The organism is Ruegeria sp. G12, assembly GCF_056533565.1.
The window spans coordinates 759,407-777,316 of the sequence record NZ_JBQFOO010000001.1; the positions used below are offsets into that span (position 1 = coordinate 759,407).

Consider the following 17,910-nt stretch of genomic DNA (forward strand, 5'->3'; position numbering starts at 1 on the left):
TACAAAAAGAGGCCGAACAAGGGACGAGGAGACGGCGGATGCGCTGCCCGTTTTGCGGAAACATCGACACACAGGTCAAGGATTCACGCCCGGCAGAGGATCACGTTGCGATCCGCAGGCGCCGGTTTTGCCCCGCTTGCGGGGGACGGTTCACAACGTATGAACGGGTGCAACTGCGCGATCTGGTGGTTATCAAAACCAATGGTAAACGCGAGGATTTCGACCGGGACAAGCTGGAACGGTCCATTCGCATATCCATGCAGAAACGCCCCATTGATCCGGACCGGATTGATCAGATGATCTCGGGCATCGTGCGCCGTCTGGAAAGTATGGGCGATACGGATATTCCGTCCAACAAGATAGGTGAGATCGTCATGGAAGCTCTGGCGCGGATCGATACCGTCGCCTATGTTCGCTTTGCGAGCGTATACAAGAATTTCCAGGCGGCCGATGATTTCGAGGAGTTTGTCCACGAACTGCGCCCGCCGCAGCCTTCGACGGACGAGTGAGCGAAACAGATAAGCGATACATGGCGCTGGCCCTGTCGTTGGGGCGGCGCGGACAAGGCTTGTGCTGGCCCAATCCGTCTGTGGGTTGTGTCATCGTTCAAGGCGGGCGGATCGTGGGGCGTGGCTGGACCCAACCCGGTGGCCGCCCCCATGCCGAGGCTGTGGCTTTGGCGCAGGCCGGGCAGGGTGCACGCGGTGCGACAGCCTATGTCTCGCTGGAACCTTGCGCGCATCACGGCAAAACACCGCCATGCACCGAAGCTCTGATCGGTGCCGGCGTCGCGCGGGTTGTCACGGCTATAGAAGACAGCGATCCGCGGGTGGCGGGGCAGGGGTTTTCCAGGCTGCGCGAGGCGGGGATCGACGTTGAAACCGGAATTCTCGCGGATCAGGCCGCGCAGGATCACGCCGGGTTCTTTCTGAAAACCGAACAGGGGCGTCCTTTTGTGACGTTGAAACTGGCTAGCAGTTTCGATGGCCGGATCGCCACGTCCACCGGGCACAGCCAATGGATCACAGGCCCCGAGGCGCGGCGTTTCGTGCATGCGATGCGGGCGCGCCACGATGCGGTTATGGTGGGCGCAGGCACCGCGCGGGCGGATGACCCGTCGCTGACCGTGCGCGATCTGGGCATTGCGCAGCAGCCCGTGCGGGTCGTGGTGTCGCGCCATTTGGACATTCCTCTGCTGGGGCAGTTGGCACGCACGGCGTCTAAAACACCGGTCTGGCTGTGCCATGGGCCCCATCCCGATGTCGAGCGCGCACGTGCGTGGGAGGGGTTAGGCGCGCGCTTGCTGCCCTGCGCCCTTCGGGATCACCACATCGACGCGGCGGATTTGCTGCAACAGTTGGGGCAGGCCGGGCTGACGCGAGTTTTCTGCGAGGGCGGGGCCGCCTTGGCCGCCTCGCTGTTGGCGGACGATCTGGTGGATGAACTTGTGGGTTTCACCGCCGGGCTGGCCATCGGGGCCGAGGGGCTGTCGGCGATTGGGTCGCTGGGGATTGAGAAACTGGACGAAGCCCCGCGTTTTGAACTGGTTGAATCGAAGGTGCTCGGCGGCGATGTCATGCATCGCTGGAGACGCACGAGCTAGTACGTCAGCGCCAAAGATGGGCGTGCGTGGCAAATGCTCCTTGCAGCTTTGACAGCAGGCGGTTCAGCGGGCCGGACGGCGCAGGGTCGCCCGCCGCCAATCGATCCACCGCAACCTCGACCGGGCAGGGCAAGCCTGTGACAGGGTCCAAATAGCGCGGATAATCGATCAGAGCGGCATGGACCAGACCCATCAACGATGGCCGCGCGCCCCTGCGGGCGGGAACCGCGCCGTGGTCTTTGGTTAGCCCCCACCCGGCGTAGAAGGGCGCGCCCAGAGTGGTGACGCTGACGCTGCGCAACAGGGCCTCGAACCCCAACAGAGAGGTCATTGTCCAGACCTCGTTCACATGCGGCAACAGGGCCGCCGGGTCGCAGTTTGTGGCAATAACATCGGCAAGGCCGTCAACTTCGATCCTGCCCTCGCGCAGACCGGCTTCGACGTCGGGGTGGGGCTTGTAGATCACAATCGCGTCGGGGTTCGCTTCACGAACCATCCCGAGCAGTTCCAGATTGGTCCGCACGCCGCTTGTGCCCAGCAGGATCGAAGCGTCGTCTTCGACCTGCCCCGGAACGAGGATGTGGTGCCCATCTGGCAGGTCCGGAGGAGTGGTGCCGGTGTTGTACTTGCTCAACCCTTCGGCCAGCAGCTTTGCAACCAGCCGTTCTGCGCGCCGTTCCTGATCAGGGCGCAGGGTTTCGCGTTGGGCGATCAACTCTTCCAACTGGCTGGGGTGGGTCGGATCGTAGTAGATGCCCAGATCATCGGTCACGAGCGACAAAGGAGGCACCAGATTGGCCCCCAACCCCCGCGACCGCAGAAATCCATCCTCAACCCGGATGGCATCTTCGGCACCGCGCGACTGGCTGGCCCAAACCATGTGGGGGCGGTCCGGGGTGGACGATGCAGTGAACTGCATCTTCTTGTGCTGTCCAAACATCCTCTGCAAATGTTTGCGTTTCCACAGACGCATCCCTGATGCGGTCCATCCGTTTCGATCCTGCCGCCATGCCCGCGTCTGTGCCTCTAGCGTGTCGAGCACGGATTCCAATGGGCAAAGCTGATCGCGGTAGGGATCGTACCACGTGGGATAAAGGATCATGGCCGCAGCGAACAACTGCGCCCGAGTCAAGTTACGCTGGCGGCGAGGGATTGGGGATTCATCCTGCGTCAGACCCCAGCCTGCGTAAAATGGCTGTCCAAACACGCGAGGTTTATGTCCGGCCAGTATCGCCTCGAACCCCAACTGCGAGGACAGGGTATAAACCGCCACCGCGCCTTCCAGCAGCGGCCATGGGCTGATCGGGTCTTTCAGAAACGACACCCGGTCCGACAAGTCCTGATCGGAGAAATACCCGCCGCGGTGCCCGGCGAGCGTTTCCGGATGTGCCTTGATCAACGCCCGCGCGCCCGGATTTTCCTCTTGCGCGATCACCAGCATCTCGCGGAACCGTGCGGCATCGCCTCCGCTGGCGGTCATGGCGGCGTCGCCCTGCGTCTGATCGACGACCAGAACATAGCCCGGCTCGGGTGGTTCGATTGTCAAGTCGAAGGCCGAATACTTGCTGAGGTGCAGCTCCTGCAGCCGTTCGATAGCGCCACGTGCGCGGTCCAAAAGGGCGGTATTGTCCAGCGGATGCGTGGTCAGCAGGGTTTCCAAGTCCGACGGTGTGCTCGGGTCGAAATGAATCCCGGATCGGTCCAATAGCAGCCCCAGCGGGGCCTCGCCGCTGCGCCCCGGATGCAGGGATCGCAGGAATGCATCCTCGACCCGCAGCACTTTGGCTTCGCGCTTTTCGGCGATGTTCAAGCCGCGATGGGCGGTGGGGCTATTGCCCCACACACCCACAAGCTCATCCTGTTGGGGCAGGCCCAGTCGGATGTCGTATCCGGCCAGCGACAGGATGCGCCGGACGCGTCGGTTGGTCAGGAAACCGCCATTAAAGACGAACAGCCGGTTGCGCTCGGCCCCGGATACGCTGTCGTGATCCGGGTTCATGCATCAGTTTCCGGTCAGGGTGGCCACATTCGCAATCGGAGTCAGCCCGCCCGCGATGAGAGAGATCGACTTGCTCCACTGCGCATAGGGCGCCTCGGTCACATAGATCGTGTCGTCGTCGCGGATCACGAAATCGCGTGCAACGAACAGTCCGTTGGGGGCAGTCAGGTTCAGCAGGTAGATCATCCGCTGGTCGCCTTGCAGGTCGGCCCGACCCATGACGTTGCGCGCGATGTCCTGACGTTCTCTCCGCAGGACGAAAATGCCAGTTGGATCAGACGATAACGTGACCAAACCGCCAACCTGCGCCAGCGCCTCAAGCGCCGATAGATCTTGGCTTTCGAAGGCCACACGCGACTGCCCACCAGTTGCGCCAAGCGCGATGTAGGATCGGCTGTCTTCTTCCACCAGAATGCGGTCACCGCCACGCAGGGCGACATCCAGTCTGGGGTTGCGGAATAGGTCTTCGTACCAGACCGTGCCCTTCTGATCGCCACGGATCAGAGTCACCAGCGCGATGTCCGAGGCGACGGAAACCCCGCCCGACTGAGACAGCATTCCAAGCAAGGAACGGGTGGGGCGCTCGATCGGATAGATGCCCGGTGCCGCAACTGTGCCCGTGATCGAGACGGTCGATCCGTCCCCCGCAACACGGCGCACTTCAACCTGCGGATCGGGTGTCTGTTCCTGCAGCTTTTCCGTGATCAGAACGCGCAACTGTTCCGGTGTATTCCCAGCGGCGCGCATCCGACCGGCGTAAGGGACAAAGATAAAACCGTCGCTGTCGACCTGAACCTCGTCCAGTGCGGTTGCCGCACCGGTTTCGCCAGCCAGCAGGCCATCATCGACGTTTTCCCAGATCGTCAGGCCCAGAACGTCGCCGGGCCGAACCGTGTCAGCGGTCAACGTCTGGGCGCTGCTGAACGAGGATGAGAATCCGAATTGCGGAATGGCCGAGGTCGCGCGAGTGACACGATCATCCACCTCGACCACAAAGGCATTGCCGCCGTTTTCAACCGAACCGGCCAGGATTTCGCTTTTGTTGGGCCCCGATTTCGGAAGCTGGCACGCGGCCAGAAGGCCAATAGCGGCGACAAGGGAAAGCCCCCGCATCCATCGGATTGGAACGAATTGCACTGCCAGATATCCTCGGTCTTTTTTATTTTAGTTTTCTGTTTGCGGCAGGTTACTGGTTTTGGCCCGTAACTTCCAGCGATCGATGCGGCGCATCACCCAACGATTTTCAACTGTGGCGTCATAGCCGCGTTGTCATCTATGGCGGCCTGATAGGGATCGCTGCGCCGCAAGACCATATCGGTCACGTGCCGCAGCAATTGCCGCCGACCCCGATGAGAATAAAACCCACCGGAAATCTGGCTGGTTTCCAGCAGGAAACGGCGGTAGCAGTGATAGGCGTCGCTGTCCGGTGGTTTGGGGTTCGCAAAGAATGCCGCCATGGGCTGCTGCGAGACAAACTCAGGTTTGTCGTAGACCGATCTGCCGAAGATGCGCAGCGGAATCCCACGCCACAGAACCTGTTGTCCTGCGGTCGAGTTGATGGTCACGGCGGACCGCGCCTCGTTCAGCAGGCCGGCCAGCTTGCCGCCGGGCACATAATGGACCCGGTCCGCAATGCCGTGTTGGCGCGCGAAGGTGCGCACGAGGCGGCGCAGAGGTTCGCGGTGGTTTTCCAACGGGTGTTCCTTGATGACCAGCCGGTGATGCTGTGGGGCCCCTTCGGCAAACCCGGCGATGACCTGCTGCAGAAACTCGCTCATGCACGAATAGTCGGAATGGGACTGGACCGAACTGTCATGGCCCAGTTGCAAAAGCGCCAGATGGTAGGGAAAGCCCCCCCAGCGCACCCGCGCCGTGGCCCAGACCCGCGATATGCGGTGGAAGGGCATCAAAGCCAGTCGTTTGAAATACAGCCGGAATTCCCGCGAGACCGGCAGCTCGCGATGGGGGCGGAAGTTGCGATAGCGATGGTTCAGGAACAGAACAAACCAGTGATACAGCGCGCCGTAAAAGATGTGGTGCCGCATGTCCCCCCAGTGGGACGGTGGCAACGGCGTTTCCGCATCTGAATGCGAGAGCGCCTGCCTCATCTGGTCAACATCCGTCGACATGAGGCGCGAGTTGCCGTTCGATCCGCCCCGCTCGTACGTTACCCACCAGGGACGCAAGTATCCTTCTTCGAACACATGCACTGTTATGTTTCGAGCTTTGGCAATCTCAACCGCTCGCGCATGGATCGGGCGGGTATCGCCGTAAAGCACGATGTCCGTGATGCCCTTTTCTGCAATCAAAGCCTCAAGGGCGTCCGGCCACTCGTCCGGAGTATCCCTAAAAGCGATGTAGCTTTTACGATGAAACCAGAACGCCTGATCCCCGGCATTGAACCCAACGCGCCACACCTGCGCGCCCGAGGCGCGCAGCATCCGTCCAAGCGCGCTGAAAAACGGCCCATGTGGACCCTGAAGAAACAGGAAGACCCGTTTTTGCGTGCCTGTGTGCGTGTGGTGCATCTGTACTGCTTTATACGTTTTATTGTCGAAACTATGCCTGTTCTGATCCTATCCGGCAAGCAAGGGCTTGCCGGGACGGGCGCTTGCGCTTACCTCGGCGGTGAGGTTGAAGTTAGAAGCTAAGGGTTAACGGGATGTTTACAGGGATCGTCACCGACGTAGGCACTGTCACCGAGTTAGAGCAGCAGGGAGACCTGCGGGCTCGGATCAGGACAGCGTATAACACGGCCTCGATTGATATTGGCGCGTCCATCGCCAGTGACGGCGTGTGCCTGACCGTGATCGCGCTGGGCGACGATTGGTATGACGTTCAGATCAGCGCCGAAACCGTGTCCAAGACCAATCTGGATACGTGGACCGTAGGCAGCCGTGTCAATCTGGAACGCGCGTTGAAGGTTGGGGATGAACTGGGCGGTCACATCGTCTCGGGCCACGTCGATGGCGTGGCCGAGGTGGTTGCGGTCGAAGACGAAGGCGACAGTACCCGTGTGACCCTGCGTGCGCCCAAGGATCTGGCCCGGTTCATTGCGCCGAAAGGGTCGGTTGCCCTGAATGGCACCTCGCTGACTGTGAACGATGTTGAGGGGTGCGATTTCGGCATCAACTTCATCCCCCACACCAAAGAGGTCACCACATGGGGGAATGTGGCAAAGGGCGACCGCGTCAACCTCGAGATTGACACGTTGGCCCGTTACGTCGCGCGTCTGGCTGAGATGTCCTGACCCTCAGGTCGCGGGGCCAAATCGCGCGGTTAGCTTTTTGGCCAGCCACCAGATCGCAAGCGCCAGAATGATCGAGGCATAGCCGTCAACGGCGTAGTGCCAGGCGAGGTGGACCGAGCCGAAAACGATCACAACGGTGAAGGCGGTCAGGGCCCATCCCGCCCAGCGTGAGTATGTGAACCCGTACAGAGCCAGCAGGACGCTGGTTGCCACATGCATGCTGGGCATGGCCGAGATGCCCCGCACCGAGCCGCCGTTGAAATAACCGTCCAGAAGGACCTGATGCCATTTCAGCGCGCCAATCGGGCTGATCTCGTGCGATTGATGGAGCAAGTCCATTTGTTGAACGAAGGTGTCGCCGAATCCGAAGACTTCGTAATAGACCGGCCCTACGGATGCGAAGACGGTGGCCAGAAGGTTTCCGCCGATGGCCCAGCACAGGGCAAAGGCGACAAGGAACGTCGCGCTGCGGCTCGGGTCGCGACGGTCCAGACATGCCAGGCATACGGCCATGTAGATCAGCATGAACCACCCGTGATAGGCCCAGCTTATGGCGGTTGTGACATAGGGCGAGCCCAGAATGGGATGCAGAAGCACCCAGACGTCGTAGCCCCCGTGCATGCTTCGGTCCATTTGCGCAAAAAGCGGGTCCCAGGAATAGGGGTTTAGAAGGGGAATGGCCTCTTTGAGGTAGGTGAAGGTGATGATCAGCACGAGCATGCAGAAAAAACCGGTGACGGCATCAGAGACATGCGCGCGGTTTGACAGAATGGATCGAAGATCAGCGATCATCCACTGAATCGGCTTTCGCGGTTTCACCTTGAAAACGGCCACTCCAAGCCGCCAGAGCAGGACATTGGCAACCATGATCATCGACAGGGTTTTGAAGGTGACCAGGATCATCGGCGCAGTGGACGACCAGAAAGACGTGCCCAGATAAACGCTGACGCCTACTCCGCAAAGTAAATGAAGTGCGATAACGCACAGCAGTAGCCTGTTGCGTCTGAAAACGCCGGACGGGTAGAGGCTCGGGGTTGATACACCTGAAGAATATGCCATTCGTGCGAGTCTCTTGGGTGGGCAAAGCTTACTGTCCTGATTGGTTTCAATCTGGGGCTATCCGAGGGCTTGAATGCGGCGATTTGTGGACAAAGCGATTTAGCCGGGTCGGTATGTTTGGCAGCGGTGAACAATCGCGACGCAAAACCGGCGCGGTTCGGCCAACCCGCCATGCACATTCTTGCCGGTTGCGGGCTGGCGTTTGCACCCACAGTGGTTTATCCCGCTGTGAAAATATGCTCCTGCGAAAGGCTGCTCCATGAGCTTTGAAACCCCCGGTCCGGTCGAGGCCCAGCTGCGCAACGCGATCAGCCCGATTGAAGACATCATCGAAGACGCGCGCAAAGGCCGGATGTACATTCTGGTCGACCATGAGGATCGCGAAAACGAAGGCGATCTTGTGATCGCTGCCGAGTTTGCCGATGCCGAGGCGATCAACTTCATGGCCACCCACGGGCGCGGGCTGATCTGCCTGCCGATGACTGCCGAGCGGATCGACATGCTTGGCCTGCCGATGATGGCCGTGAACAACTCGTCCCGACACGAGACCGCATTCACCGTGTCCATTGAGGCGCGCGAGGGCGTCAGCACCGGGATCTCCGCCGCCGACCGGGCGCTGACCGTCGCGACTGCGATCAACGAACAGAACACGATGGCCCATATCGCCACTCCGGGGCACGTTTTCCCCCTACGCGCCAAACGGGGCGGGGTGCTGGTACGCGCCGGTCATACCGAGGCTGCTGTGGACATCTCGCGCCTTGCGGGGTTGAACCCGGCGGGGGTGATCTGCGAGATCATGAAGCCCGACGGTACGATGGCGCGTCTGCCCGATCTGGTGGAATTCGCCAAAACCCACGGCCTGAAGATCGGCACGATCAGTGACCTGATCGCCTATCGCTCGCGCAATGACAATCTGGTGGTTGAGACCTCGCGGGAAACCGTCACTTCGGAATATGGTGGCGACTGGGAGATGCGGATTTTCACCGATCAGACCCATGGCATTGAACACGTGGTCATGATCAAGGGCGACATCACCACGCCCGAGCCGGTTCTGACCCGCACCCACGCTCTGCACGAAGCGCCCGATATTCTGGGCCTTGGCCCCAAATCCTCACGCGAGTTACCCCGCGCGATGGAAAAGATTGCCGAAGAAGGGCGCGGCGTTGTTTGCCTGTTCCGCCAGCCGCGCAACTCGCTCTATGCGCTCGAGGAAGAAGGCCCGCGTACAATCAAGCAAACCGGCCTGGGCGCGCAGATCCTGTCCAAGATGGGCATTCAGGAACTGGTGCTGCTGACCGACTCGCCGGAAACCGTGTATCTGGGGCTCGACGCCTTTGGCCTGTCCATCGTCGGCACCCGTTCCATCCTCAAGGAAGACTGATCGTGGCTGAACAAGACAAACACGGCGTCCTGCCGACTCCGACATTCGACAAGCCGGTGAAATTGCTGCTGGTGGTGGCCCCGTTCTATCGGGCCATCGCCGATAATATGGTCGCCGGCGCCAAGGCCGAGATCGAGGCCGTGGGCGGTTCCTGCGATGTGGTCGAAGTGCCCGGTGCGCTGGAAATTCCGACCGCCATCGCTATGGCTGACCGGCAGTGCAATTACGACGGCTATGTCGCGCTGGGCTGTGTGATCCGTGGCGAGACCACGCATTATGAAACCGTCTGCAACGACTCCAGCCGTGCCATTCAGTTGATGGGCCTGCAGGGCCTGTTGATCGGTAATGGAATCTTGACCGTTGAGAATGACGATCAGGCCGAAGTCCGCGCCAATCCGAAAAAAATGAATAAAGGCGGCGGGGCAGCTGCTGCGGCCTTGCATCTGATCGCGCTCAGCCGTAAGTGGGGCTCTTCGCAAAAGGGCGTCGGCTTCAAGCCGCCGTCCGAGTCCATCCTTGTGGCGGGCGACAGCAACGGACCCACGACAGCATGACCCAGACAGACGCGCCGAAACCGGCCAACCAGAAACGCCTGATGAAATCCGCCGCCCGGCTTTATGCCGTGCAGGCGCTGTTCCAGATGGAGCAGTCAGGCCAGACGATTGAAGCCGTCGTGACCGAGTTTCTGGATCACCGGTTTGGTGCCGTCTATGAGGGTGAAGAGATGCTGGACGGCGACATCCGCTTGTTCCGCAAACTGGTCGAAGATGCCGTGAACTATCAGGCCCCCATCGACCAGATGACTGACCGCGCTCTGGTCGCCAAATGGCCCATCGCGCGCATCGACCCGACCCTGCGCGCCGCCTTCCGCGCGGCGGGGGCCGAACTGACCCAAAGCGACACCCCGCCCAAGGTCGTGATCACCGAATTCGTCGACGTGGCCCGCGCCTTTTTCCCCGAAGGCAAGGAGCCTAAGTTCGTCAACGCCGTGTTGGACCACATGGCGCGCGAAGCCCAGCCCGAGGCATTCTGACGCCTTTACCGCAGGGGAGCACGCGCTAGCATACATGAGCGCGCAAGGAGGTCCCCCATGCCCAAACTCGTCCGGCTATATATCACTCAGGTTATCTGGGGTTTTGTTATCTCGGCTGTGTTCGTGGGCGTGCTGCTGGCGCTGAACGTGGCCAATCTGCGCGGTTTGATTACGGGTTCGGATGTGGGGCTGATTGCGCTGGTGATGATCTGGTTCATGAACGGAATCGTCTTCGCCGGGGTCCAGTTTGCCTATAAAATCATGAGCATGGCCGAAAGGCCCGGCGGCCCGCGTCGCGGCTCGCCAGTGGTGCACAGCTTCAAGCCCGCATTTGCCAAGCAGGAAGCGCGCGCTGGTCGCTGAATTTTCAAGGGAAAATGTGGCGGGACCACCAGTCAACCGTGCGGTGTGATTCCCGAGGACCTGTATGTACAGGTGGGCGCCAGGTAATCAGGCCAGGACCTGAACAGAGCCAGCCCCCTCGGAATTGCTTAAGGCCACCAGAATGCTACCAATCACAAGAAGGGCAGAACCCGCCACCGGCCTAAGTAGGGTGTGCGGCGGGTTTGCACAAGGGGTTCATTGGGGGTCAAGCATCAACAGTTTCGTGTAGGGCGCTGCGCATCTTGCCAAAGTGCTCATCCCAACCGTTGTCCAGCGCCAGGATCAGGCCAAAGGCCTCGGCCCCTTGTGGCAGACCTTCGTGCTCCAGCGCCAATCGAGTACCGCCGGGGACCGCTTCCAGCGTCCATTTGACCGTGCTGACGGCGTTGCCCATCGGCTTTACGGTGAACGTGTACTCCAGATATTCCGGCGCGCGCGCCTCTAGCACCTCGCCCCAGATCAGAAGATCGCCGCTGGTGGTTCCGAACATCTCCAGCTTTTGGCCTTTGGCCAGCGGGCGCTCGGGCTTGTGGAACCACTCGGCCAGCCGATCCGGCTCGGTCAGATAAGCCCACACGGTCTCGGGCTCGGCTTGAAGGAAAATCGTCTTTTGCAAAACGGCATTGGTCATTTCTTATTCCTTTCAACAGCTTCTTTGAGGGAATTAAGGCGATCGTCCCAGAACTGGTCGAAGTATCGAAGCCAGTCCAACACCGGGGCCATCCCCTGTGGTTCAAGTCGGTTAATGCGTTCTCTGCCGCGTGCCTCAACCGTGATCAGGCCGCCATCGGACAGCACGGTCAGGTGCTTTTTTACAGCCGCGCGGGTCATGTCGAACCGGTCGGTAAGCTGCCCGATCGTCATGTCCTGCGCTGCGAGCAACTGCACAATGTCCCGGCGGGTGGGGTCGGCAAGGGCGCGAAACGCGTTTTGCGTTTGGTTCTGCATGTGTGACCTCAATCGAGATACCATTTGGTATTATATAAATGAATACCAAATGGTATCATGTCAAGCCGTATCGAATTGCTTTACATTTGTTCACGAATTGTTCACATTTCTCGTATGACACTGGATCTGCAACCGGGACAGAAACTTGCGCGTGGCGTCGCCCGTCACCTGAGCGCGCATGGCTTTGTGTCTGTTGAGGAATTTGTGCCCGCACGGGGTCTGCGGGTCGATGTCATGGGGCTGGGCCCAAAGGGAGAGCTATGGGTGATCGAATGCAAATCCAGCCGGGCCGATTACCAGTCGGATTCCAAGTGGCAGGGCTATCTGGAATGGTGTGACCGATTCTTCTGGGCCGTCGATACCGAGTTTCCGACCGACCTGTTGCCGGACGAAACCGGCCTGATCATCGCCGATGCTTACGATGCCGAGATCATCCGCATGGCCCCCGAAGACAAACTTGCCCCTGCGCGGCGCAAGAAGATGATCCAGAAGTTTGCAACGGATGCCGCGCGCAGGCTACAGGCGCTGCGCGACCCGAGGATTTGAGGCGGCTCAGCCTTTCACGGCCCTTGCTGCGTGCGCGGCGGCGCGAATCTCTTCTGCGATTTCCTCGGCTTCTTCAGGTTCGAAATCCATCGGAACCTCGACCCCATCAGCCTCGATGAACAGCCGCACCATGCCCTGATCGGTCGGACCGATCTGCAGGTTCGCTTGAATATCGCGTTCGGTGTTAATGCCCATATGCGCCTCCGGGACTGAGCGTTTGTGCTAGCGCGGCGACGGTTGAGAATCAAGCCGCCTTTGTGGACAGATAAGCTATGGAGAATGTTGTTCTCAGACCCTTTCACCCAGACGACGCCCCCTGGTTGGTCGAACAGCACGGCACGCTCTACGCGCGGGATGAGGGGTTCGACGACAGTTTCGCCCCGCTTGTGGCGCGTGTTCTGGACGATTTCATCGCGGGTCACGACCCCGCGCGGGAACGGGGCTGGATTGCCGAGCGGGCAGGGCAGCGGCTGGGTAGCATTTTTTGTGTCGCTTTGGACAACCAAACCGCGAAGTTGCGGTTGTTCCTGCTGGTGCCCGAGGCCCGCGGATTGGGGCTGGGCAAGCGGATGCTGGACATCCTAACCGCGTTTGCCCGTAGCGTAGGATATCGGGAAATCTCGCTCTGGACCCATGAAAGCCACAAGGCGGCTTGCGCTTTGTATCGGGCCAATGGTTGGCAGTTGGTGGACAGTAAACCTGTGCATTCCTTTGGGGTCGATCTCGTCGAACAAAGCTGGAAAATTCGGCTTTAATCCCCTTGCATTCCGTGGTCGCGTTCGGTACATCGCCCCCTACCGAGTGCCGCCTTAGCTCAGTTGGTTAGAGCGCTGGATTGTGGATCCAGAGGTCCCCTGTTCAAGCCAGGGAGGCGGTACCATCTCTCCCAAATCGACCCGCGAACAAGCGCAGTTTATTGTGTTCTGACCACGATCGCGACGCGCTGAAATTCAGCGCGCCAGGTTCAGTCGGAACTTCACTTTAGTCTGCTTGGCAACCGGCAAATGCCGGTTCAGGCGTTTGTTGACCGCACCAAAGGCCCAGACGATGACCAGCGTCAACATTATGAAGTAAAACGCCAGAATCGGGTAAGGGACGAACGGGTTGAACGTCTTGTCTGCAAAATAGCTGGCGTAATACAGCGCGTCACCCCGTTGCTGCCAAGCCGGGAAAGCCGAGAAGAAGACAAGCGTGGTGGATTGGAACACAAAGATCGCTTCGTTCGTGTAGGCAGGCCAGGCCAGCCGCAGCATGGTGGGCCAGATGATGCGCCGGAACCGGGACCAACCGGACATGCCATAGGCGTCCGCCGCCTCGATATCGCCCTTGGGGATCGAGCGCAGCGCGCCATAGAAGATCTCACCCGAATAGGCTGCGGTGTTCAGGAACAGCACGATTAGCGCGCCCAGCCAGGCCGAGGTCAGGGCGTCGAACATAGGATATGGTTTCTTCAGCGACAGGAAGAAGAAGTAGGCAAAGAAGAACTGGATGAACAGCGGCGAACCCCGGAACAGAAAGATGAACCACTCGGCCGGTTTGCGCAGCCATTTATTGGGGGATGCCTTTCCGACTGCAAGCGCGGTGGCCAGGAAGAACCCTGTCACCATTGCCATGAGCCCGAAATAGATGTTCCAGATCATGCCCGAGCCGATCAGGGTGAAATGCTCGCACAGGGTAAAGTCGGTTTTCGGCAGCAGACGCTCACCGATCCCAATAGATCTTAGGCCATAGTCCTGAATGGTCTGGAGGCAACTCATGCTCGCGCTCCTTTCAAAGGAGGTCGCCCGCGCGAAAGGGACTGCGCAACAATCGCCTGCGGCACCCGGTTGAGGTCTTGAAGACGCGTCATCATGCCGTGGTCTCCTTGCGCAGAAGCTCTCCGCCGGATGTGGCCTGGCCGTGGGACAGTTTGCGCATCAGGCGTTCAAGACCGATTTCCGAAACACGAGTCATGCCGAGGTAAAAGAGCAGCAGGAACAGGAAGTACCACATGCGCCAATCGCCATGCGGGTAGTCTGTAAAGCGGGACGTTTTGGTGCCGCCCAGTTCACGCGCCCAGTACACGATATCCTCGATCCCCAGCAGGAACAGCAGCGGCGTGGCCTTGATCAGCACCATCCACAGGTTTGATAGGCCGGGCAGCGCGTAGACCCACATTTGCGGCACAAGAACGCGCCAGAACGTTTGGCGGCGGGTCATGCCATAGGCCTCGGCCGTTTCTAGCTGCGCATGCGGAACGGCGCGCATGCCGCCGTATAGAACGTTCGCCGCGAAAGCCCCGAAAACAATAGAGAAAGTGACGATTGCCAGGAAGAACCCATAGGTCTCGTGCACCCATTCCGGTGCGCTGCCCAGCGGCAGTTTGGCGGCCTGGCAGACGATAAAGTCGTTCCCCTGACGAACCGGATCGGTCCATTCCGGGCACATGACCTGATGGCGGGTCCATTCAAAGGCCTGATCCAGCGCGATCACGAAGAACAGGAAGAAGGCGATGTCCGGCACGCCGCGCACGATGGCGATGTAACCCTTGCCGAGCCAGCTGAGTGGCGGGAAATGCGACCGGGCGGCCATTGCGCCCGCGAACCCGAAACTCAGCGCGACGGGGGCGGTGATGGCCAGCAGTCCCAGGACTTTGAGAAAGGACAGATAAAACGACCAGTGGACGCCGTTGGTCAGATAGCACGAAAACCATCGGAACGTTCCAAGCGTGTCAGGATCAGCGCAATAGGAAAACATGGGGCGTCTTTCGAACGTCGGTCCCAGCCAAGGGCCGGGAAGGGGCCGGCGCGCTTCCCGCGCCGACCCCTTGAGTGCGGATTAGTTGGTAACGACAGTACCGTCGGCTTCGTAGGTGGGAACACCTTCGCCGAACCATTTGACGATCATCTCGTTCAGGGTACCGTCTGCCTTCATCGAGGTGATGGCCTGGTCGAACTTGCCGCGCAGTTCCCCATCCGACTCGCGGATACCAAGACCGATGCCGCCACCCAGCGGGACATCGTCACCAACAAAAACCAGCTCACCGCCCGATTCCTCGACGATCGGGACCAGGAAGTCCTTGTCGGCGAATACGGCGTCTGCCTCACCATTGCGCACGGCGGCGATGGTTTCTTCCGGCGTTGCAAATTCTACCAGAGTTGCGCCGCTTTCAGCGACGTGGCCCGCCTGAATGGTCGCGGTCTGGGCGGCAACGATACCGCTGCTGACATCGACACCGTCAGATGCGCCGACATAGGCCGATGCGGCTGGCGGGAAGTAGTTCTGGGTAAAGTCGATGACCTCATCGCGCTCGTCGGTGATCGACATGCCGGCGATGATGGTGTCGTAGTTGCCCGAAACCAGGTTCGGAATGATCGAATCCCAGTCGTTCTTGACCCACTCACAGTCCAGATTGGCGCGCTTGCACAGCTCATCGCCGACTTCACGCTCGAAACCGTCGATCTCACCGGCATCGTTGATGAAGTTGTACGGAGGGTAGGCGCCCTCGGTGCCCATGCGCACGGTATCGGCCATGGCCATACCGGCGGTCAGTGCCAGTGCTGTTGTGGTCAGAATCAGGTTTTTCATTGGTTACTCCCCTTATTGGTTCTGTCCTGAAGTTATGCCGCCTGTGTGGCGGATAGAAAGCCCCTAAGTCGCTCGGATTCAGGGGATGTGAAGATATCTTCGGGTGTGCCTTCTTCCTCGATCAGGCCCTGATGCAGGAACACGACGTGGCTTGAGATATCAGCGGCCATTTTCATGTCGTGGGTCACGATGATCATGGTGCGACCTTCGGCAGCCAAATCCTTGATCACCTTGATCACTTCCTGTTCCAGTTCCGGATCCAGCGCCGAGGTCGGCTCGTCAAAGAGCAGCGCTTCGGGCTCCATGCACAGGCCGCGGGCAATCGCCGCGCGTTGCTGCTGGCCGCCGGACAATTGCGCCGGGTAAACATCGCATTTGTCGCCAATACCTACTTTTTCCAGATACTTACGGGCGCTGTCCTCAACCTCGGCCCTGTCGCGGCCAAGAACGGTGACGGGGGCCTCCATCACGTTTTGCAGGATTGTCATGTGGGCCCACAGATTGAATTGCTGGAACACCATCGACAGGTTTGTGCGAATGCGTAGAACCTGCTTTGCATCGCCGGGTCGACGGTTGTGACCCGAGCCCGCCCAATGCACCGGTTCGCCCTTGAACAGAATTTCGCCCTGCTGACTGTCTTCCAGAAGGTTGCAGCAGCGCAGTAGAGTGGATTTTCCAGACCCGGAGGAACCGATCAGTGACACAACGTCGCCCCGATGGGCAGTGATATCCACCCCTTTCAGCACTTCGAGCCGTCCGAAGCTTTTGTGAAGGTTCTTAATCTCGATAACGGGTGCGGTGTCTGTCACGGGCGGTCCGGTTCTTGGTGCTGTTGATGCGGTACTAGGGCTGAAATTTCAGCGCAATGCAATGCGCAAAAGGCAGAATCGCGTGATGAAAGGCCCAATTTGATCAGAGGCCGTCGTCAAATTGATCAGTGCTGCGCCTCGTGCGCGTGCGGTGGCGGTGGGGTTGGAACGGCCAGATATCGGTCAGTTGGGATGTCGATCAGACCCCGAATATGCAGGGTCGCGCGATCCGCATCGGACAGGTCCGCAATGGCGGTGCGGACAGCCTCGGCGATCTGAGCCGCATTCTGACCAAGGGCGGTGATGTAGGGCAAGGTGGGCGTTGGCTCGGTTCTGGCAACCTCGCGCAGCTTGGTTCCCAGATCGGTATGTTCTTTGAGCATCTCCCAGGTCAGCGCGTCCAAGGCAGCAAGATCAGCGCGCGTTTCGGCCACCGCCTGCGCTGACAAGGTGTGTCCACCGGTTTCAATGAGGGTCGCAGGCACCAGCCCGAGCTTCGCCAGATGCGTAACCGGTGCGGCCCACCCGGACTGGGACAGCGCTTCGTTATACGCGAACACGCCTCTTGCAAGCGCGGGCAGGTCCCGTTCGTCCCCGCGTCGCGCCACAAAGACCGAGCAATAGTGTCCCGGCGGGCAACCCTGCAGCCCGTAGTCCGGCGTGCCAACCAGTTGTACCTTGCCGTGCAGGCGGGTTCGGAAGGGCATGCCACAGGTTTGACCTAAGACAAGGTCGGGGCTCTGCCAAATGTCCCAGACGTCCCTATCTCGTGTCAGGTGCGCCGGACCAAAGCCCAGATGCGCGCGAATCGCTGCCCAGAACCGATCATTCGCGGGCTGTATGGCGGGCATGTCATACATGCCCAGCATCGCAATCACGATTTTGCGGCCTTTTGCCGGGCCATAGCCGAATCTACATCGCTGACACCCAGCAGACTGACAACCAGCCGCAGCAGCGAATCCTCTTCCCCGGTTCGGTGCCCGTCGGCCAAAGCCACCGACCACATCGCCTGAACGACGGCTAGACGGTCGTCATAGGCCACGGCTTCCTTGATGGCGCGGGTGAAGCGGACGGTGTCGGGTGCCTCGGCCTCAAGGTCTTCGGCTTTGGCGCGCAGGGCGGCGGCCTCGAACGGTGACAGGCCATAGCGTTCGGCGGATATCTTGTCGATCCGGGCCATCTCGGTATCGGCATAGTCGTTGTCAGAACGGGCGATGCGCACCAGAAGGGCCGTCAGGGCCAGTCGGGCGTCGTCATCGGCAAGCGGGTCGGGCTGAGGCTGCGTGAGCCGGGACAGGAAATCGCTGAACATGACTGAGATATAGACCCGG

22 protein-coding genes and 1 tRNA gene are annotated in these 17,910 nt (G+C 60.2%); 10 read left to right on the top strand and 13 right to left on the bottom strand.

Features of this window, described 5'->3' with window-relative positions:
* Positions 1-38 precede the first annotated feature (38 nt).
* Positions 39-509: a transcriptional regulator NrdR gene (gene nrdR, locus ACR0JN_RS03545; RefSeq protein WP_039525240.1), complete on the top strand. Its 471-nt coding sequence runs from the start codon at positions 39-41 to the stop codon at positions 507-509.
* Positions 506-1,603, top strand: coding sequence for a bifunctional diaminohydroxyphosphoribosylaminopyrimidine deaminase/5-amino-6-(5-phosphoribosylamino)uracil reductase RibD (gene ribD, locus ACR0JN_RS03550; protein ID WP_480884280.1), 1,098 nt, complete (start codon positions 506-508; stop codon positions 1,601-1,603). Before nrdR ends, ribD begins: the two co-directional genes overlap by 4 nt.
* A gap of 4 nt (positions 1,604-1,607) precedes the next feature.
* Here ribD and ACR0JN_RS03555 read toward each other — a convergent pair whose 3' ends face one another.
* The 3 genes from ACR0JN_RS03555 to ACR0JN_RS03565 form a co-directional block, all read right to left on the bottom strand.
* A complete protein-coding gene (locus ACR0JN_RS03555; RefSeq protein ID WP_480884282.1) occupies positions 1,608-3,602 on the bottom strand; it encodes a capsular polysaccharide biosynthesis protein in 1,995 nt (664 codons plus the stop codon).
* Between the two features lie 3 nt (positions 3,603-3,605).
* Positions 3,606-4,739: a polysaccharide biosynthesis/export family protein gene (locus ACR0JN_RS03560; RefSeq protein ID WP_480817802.1), complete on the bottom strand. Its 1,134-nt coding sequence runs from the start codon at positions 4,737-4,739 to the stop codon at positions 3,606-3,608.
* Between the two features lie 92 nt (positions 4,740-4,831).
* Positions 4,832-6,130: a capsule biosynthesis protein gene (locus tag ACR0JN_RS03565; protein WP_480884283.1), complete on the bottom strand. Its 1,299-nt coding sequence runs from the start codon at positions 6,128-6,130 to the stop codon at positions 4,832-4,834.
* A 134-nt stretch (positions 6,131-6,264) separates the two neighbouring features.
* Here ACR0JN_RS03565 and ACR0JN_RS03570 point away from each other — a divergent pair, with 134 nt between their 5' ends.
* On the top strand, positions 6,265-6,852 hold the full coding sequence (locus ACR0JN_RS03570; RefSeq protein ID WP_480884285.1) for a riboflavin synthase: 588 nt from the start codon (positions 6,265-6,267) through the stop codon (positions 6,850-6,852).
* Positions 6,853-6,855: 3 nt separating this feature from the next.
* On the opposite strand, the gene ACR0JN_RS03575 is transcribed toward ACR0JN_RS03570, so the two are convergent.
* Positions 6,856-7,911: a phosphatase PAP2 family protein gene (locus ACR0JN_RS03575; protein ID WP_480884286.1), complete on the bottom strand. Its 1,056-nt coding sequence runs from the start codon at positions 7,909-7,911 to the stop codon at positions 6,856-6,858.
* Positions 7,912-8,170: 259 nt separating this feature from the next.
* Between ACR0JN_RS03575 and ribB the strand changes: the two genes are divergently transcribed.
* From ribB to ACR0JN_RS03595, 4 genes are read left to right on the top strand one after another with little or no spacing between them, the layout of a single operon-like run.
* Complete coding sequence (ribB, locus tag ACR0JN_RS03580) at positions 8,171-9,292, top strand: 3,4-dihydroxy-2-butanone-4-phosphate synthase (RefSeq protein WP_480884288.1); 1,122 nt, start codon at positions 8,171-8,173, stop codon at positions 9,290-9,292.
* Positions 9,293-9,294: 2 nt separating this feature from the next.
* Positions 9,295-9,846, top strand: a complete 552-nt coding sequence (locus ACR0JN_RS03585) for a 6,7-dimethyl-8-ribityllumazine synthase (RefSeq protein WP_480884290.1) — start codon at positions 9,295-9,297, stop codon at positions 9,844-9,846.
* Complete coding sequence (gene nusB, locus ACR0JN_RS03590) at positions 9,843-10,325, top strand: transcription antitermination factor NusB (protein ID WP_480884292.1); 483 nt, start codon at positions 9,843-9,845, stop codon at positions 10,323-10,325. The genes ACR0JN_RS03585 and nusB overlap by 4 nt, the downstream gene beginning before the upstream one ends.
* 57 nt (positions 10,326-10,382) lie before the next feature.
* Positions 10,383-10,688: a hypothetical protein gene (locus ACR0JN_RS03595; RefSeq protein ID WP_480884293.1), complete on the top strand. Its 306-nt coding sequence runs from the start codon at positions 10,383-10,385 to the stop codon at positions 10,686-10,688.
* Between the two features lie 226 nt (positions 10,689-10,914).
* Here ACR0JN_RS03595 and ACR0JN_RS03600 read toward each other — a convergent pair whose 3' ends face one another.
* Positions 10,915-11,340 (bottom strand): SRPBCC family protein, encoded by a 426-nt coding sequence (locus tag ACR0JN_RS03600; RefSeq protein ID WP_480884295.1) that lies wholly within the window; start codon positions 11,338-11,340, stop codon positions 10,915-10,917.
* A complete protein-coding gene (locus ACR0JN_RS03605; protein WP_480884297.1) occupies positions 11,337-11,657 on the bottom strand; it encodes an ArsR/SmtB family transcription factor in 321 nt (106 codons plus the stop codon). The genes ACR0JN_RS03600 and ACR0JN_RS03605 overlap by 4 nt, the downstream gene beginning before the upstream one ends.
* Positions 11,658-11,771: 114 nt before the next feature.
* Between ACR0JN_RS03605 and ACR0JN_RS03610 the strand changes: the two genes are divergently transcribed.
* On the top strand, positions 11,772-12,203 hold the full coding sequence (locus tag ACR0JN_RS03610; protein ID WP_480884298.1) for an MmcB family DNA repair protein: 432 nt from the start codon (positions 11,772-11,774) through the stop codon (positions 12,201-12,203).
* 6 nt (positions 12,204-12,209) lie between these two features.
* On the opposite strand, the gene ACR0JN_RS03615 is transcribed toward ACR0JN_RS03610, so the two are convergent.
* Complete coding sequence (locus tag ACR0JN_RS03615) at positions 12,210-12,398, bottom strand: DUF6324 family protein (RefSeq protein ID WP_480817813.1); 189 nt, start codon at positions 12,396-12,398, stop codon at positions 12,210-12,212.
* Between the two features lie 77 nt (positions 12,399-12,475).
* Between ACR0JN_RS03615 and ACR0JN_RS03620 the strand changes: the two genes are divergently transcribed.
* Both ACR0JN_RS03620 and ACR0JN_RS03625 read left to right on the top strand, forming a co-directional pair.
* Positions 12,476-12,958 (top strand): N-acetyltransferase family protein, encoded by a 483-nt coding sequence (locus ACR0JN_RS03620; protein ID WP_480884299.1) that lies wholly within the window; start codon positions 12,476-12,478, stop codon positions 12,956-12,958.
* Positions 12,959-13,006: 48 nt separating this feature from the next.
* Positions 13,007-13,083: transfer RNA gene (locus tag ACR0JN_RS03625), tRNA-His, on the top strand.
* Between the two features lie 70 nt (positions 13,084-13,153).
* Here the strand turns inward: ACR0JN_RS03625 and ACR0JN_RS03630 are convergent.
* The 6 genes from ACR0JN_RS03630 to ACR0JN_RS03655 all read right to left on the bottom strand — a co-directional run bounded on the left by ACR0JN_RS03630 (position 13,154) and on the right by ACR0JN_RS03655 (position 17,891).
* Entirely contained in the window at positions 13,154-13,960 is an 807-nt protein-coding gene (locus ACR0JN_RS03630) for an ABC transporter permease (RefSeq protein WP_480817815.1), read from the bottom strand.
* Positions 13,961-14,051: 91 nt separating this feature from the next.
* On the bottom strand, positions 14,052-14,939 hold the full coding sequence (locus ACR0JN_RS03635; protein ID WP_480884301.1) for an ABC transporter permease: 888 nt from the start codon (positions 14,937-14,939) through the stop codon (positions 14,052-14,054).
* A gap of 81 nt (positions 14,940-15,020) precedes the next feature.
* Positions 15,021-15,770 carry a transporter substrate-binding domain-containing protein gene (locus ACR0JN_RS03640; protein WP_480817817.1) on the bottom strand — a complete coding sequence of 250 codons (750 nt, stop codon included), beginning with the start codon at positions 15,768-15,770 and terminating at the stop codon, positions 15,021-15,023.
* A 32-nt stretch (positions 15,771-15,802) separates the two neighbouring features.
* Positions 15,803-16,579, bottom strand: coding sequence for an ABC transporter ATP-binding protein (locus ACR0JN_RS03645; RefSeq protein ID WP_480884303.1), 777 nt, complete (start codon positions 16,577-16,579; stop codon positions 15,803-15,805).
* Between the two features lie 125 nt (positions 16,580-16,704).
* Entirely contained in the window at positions 16,705-17,457 is a 753-nt protein-coding gene (locus tag ACR0JN_RS03650; protein ID WP_480884305.1) for a phosphate/phosphite/phosphonate ABC transporter substrate-binding protein, read from the bottom strand.
* Entirely contained in the window at positions 17,454-17,891 is a 438-nt protein-coding gene (locus ACR0JN_RS03655) for a tellurite resistance TerB family protein (RefSeq protein ID WP_480884307.1), read from the bottom strand. Before ACR0JN_RS03655 ends, ACR0JN_RS03650 begins: the two co-directional genes overlap by 4 nt.
* Positions 17,892-17,910 lie beyond the last annotated feature (19 nt).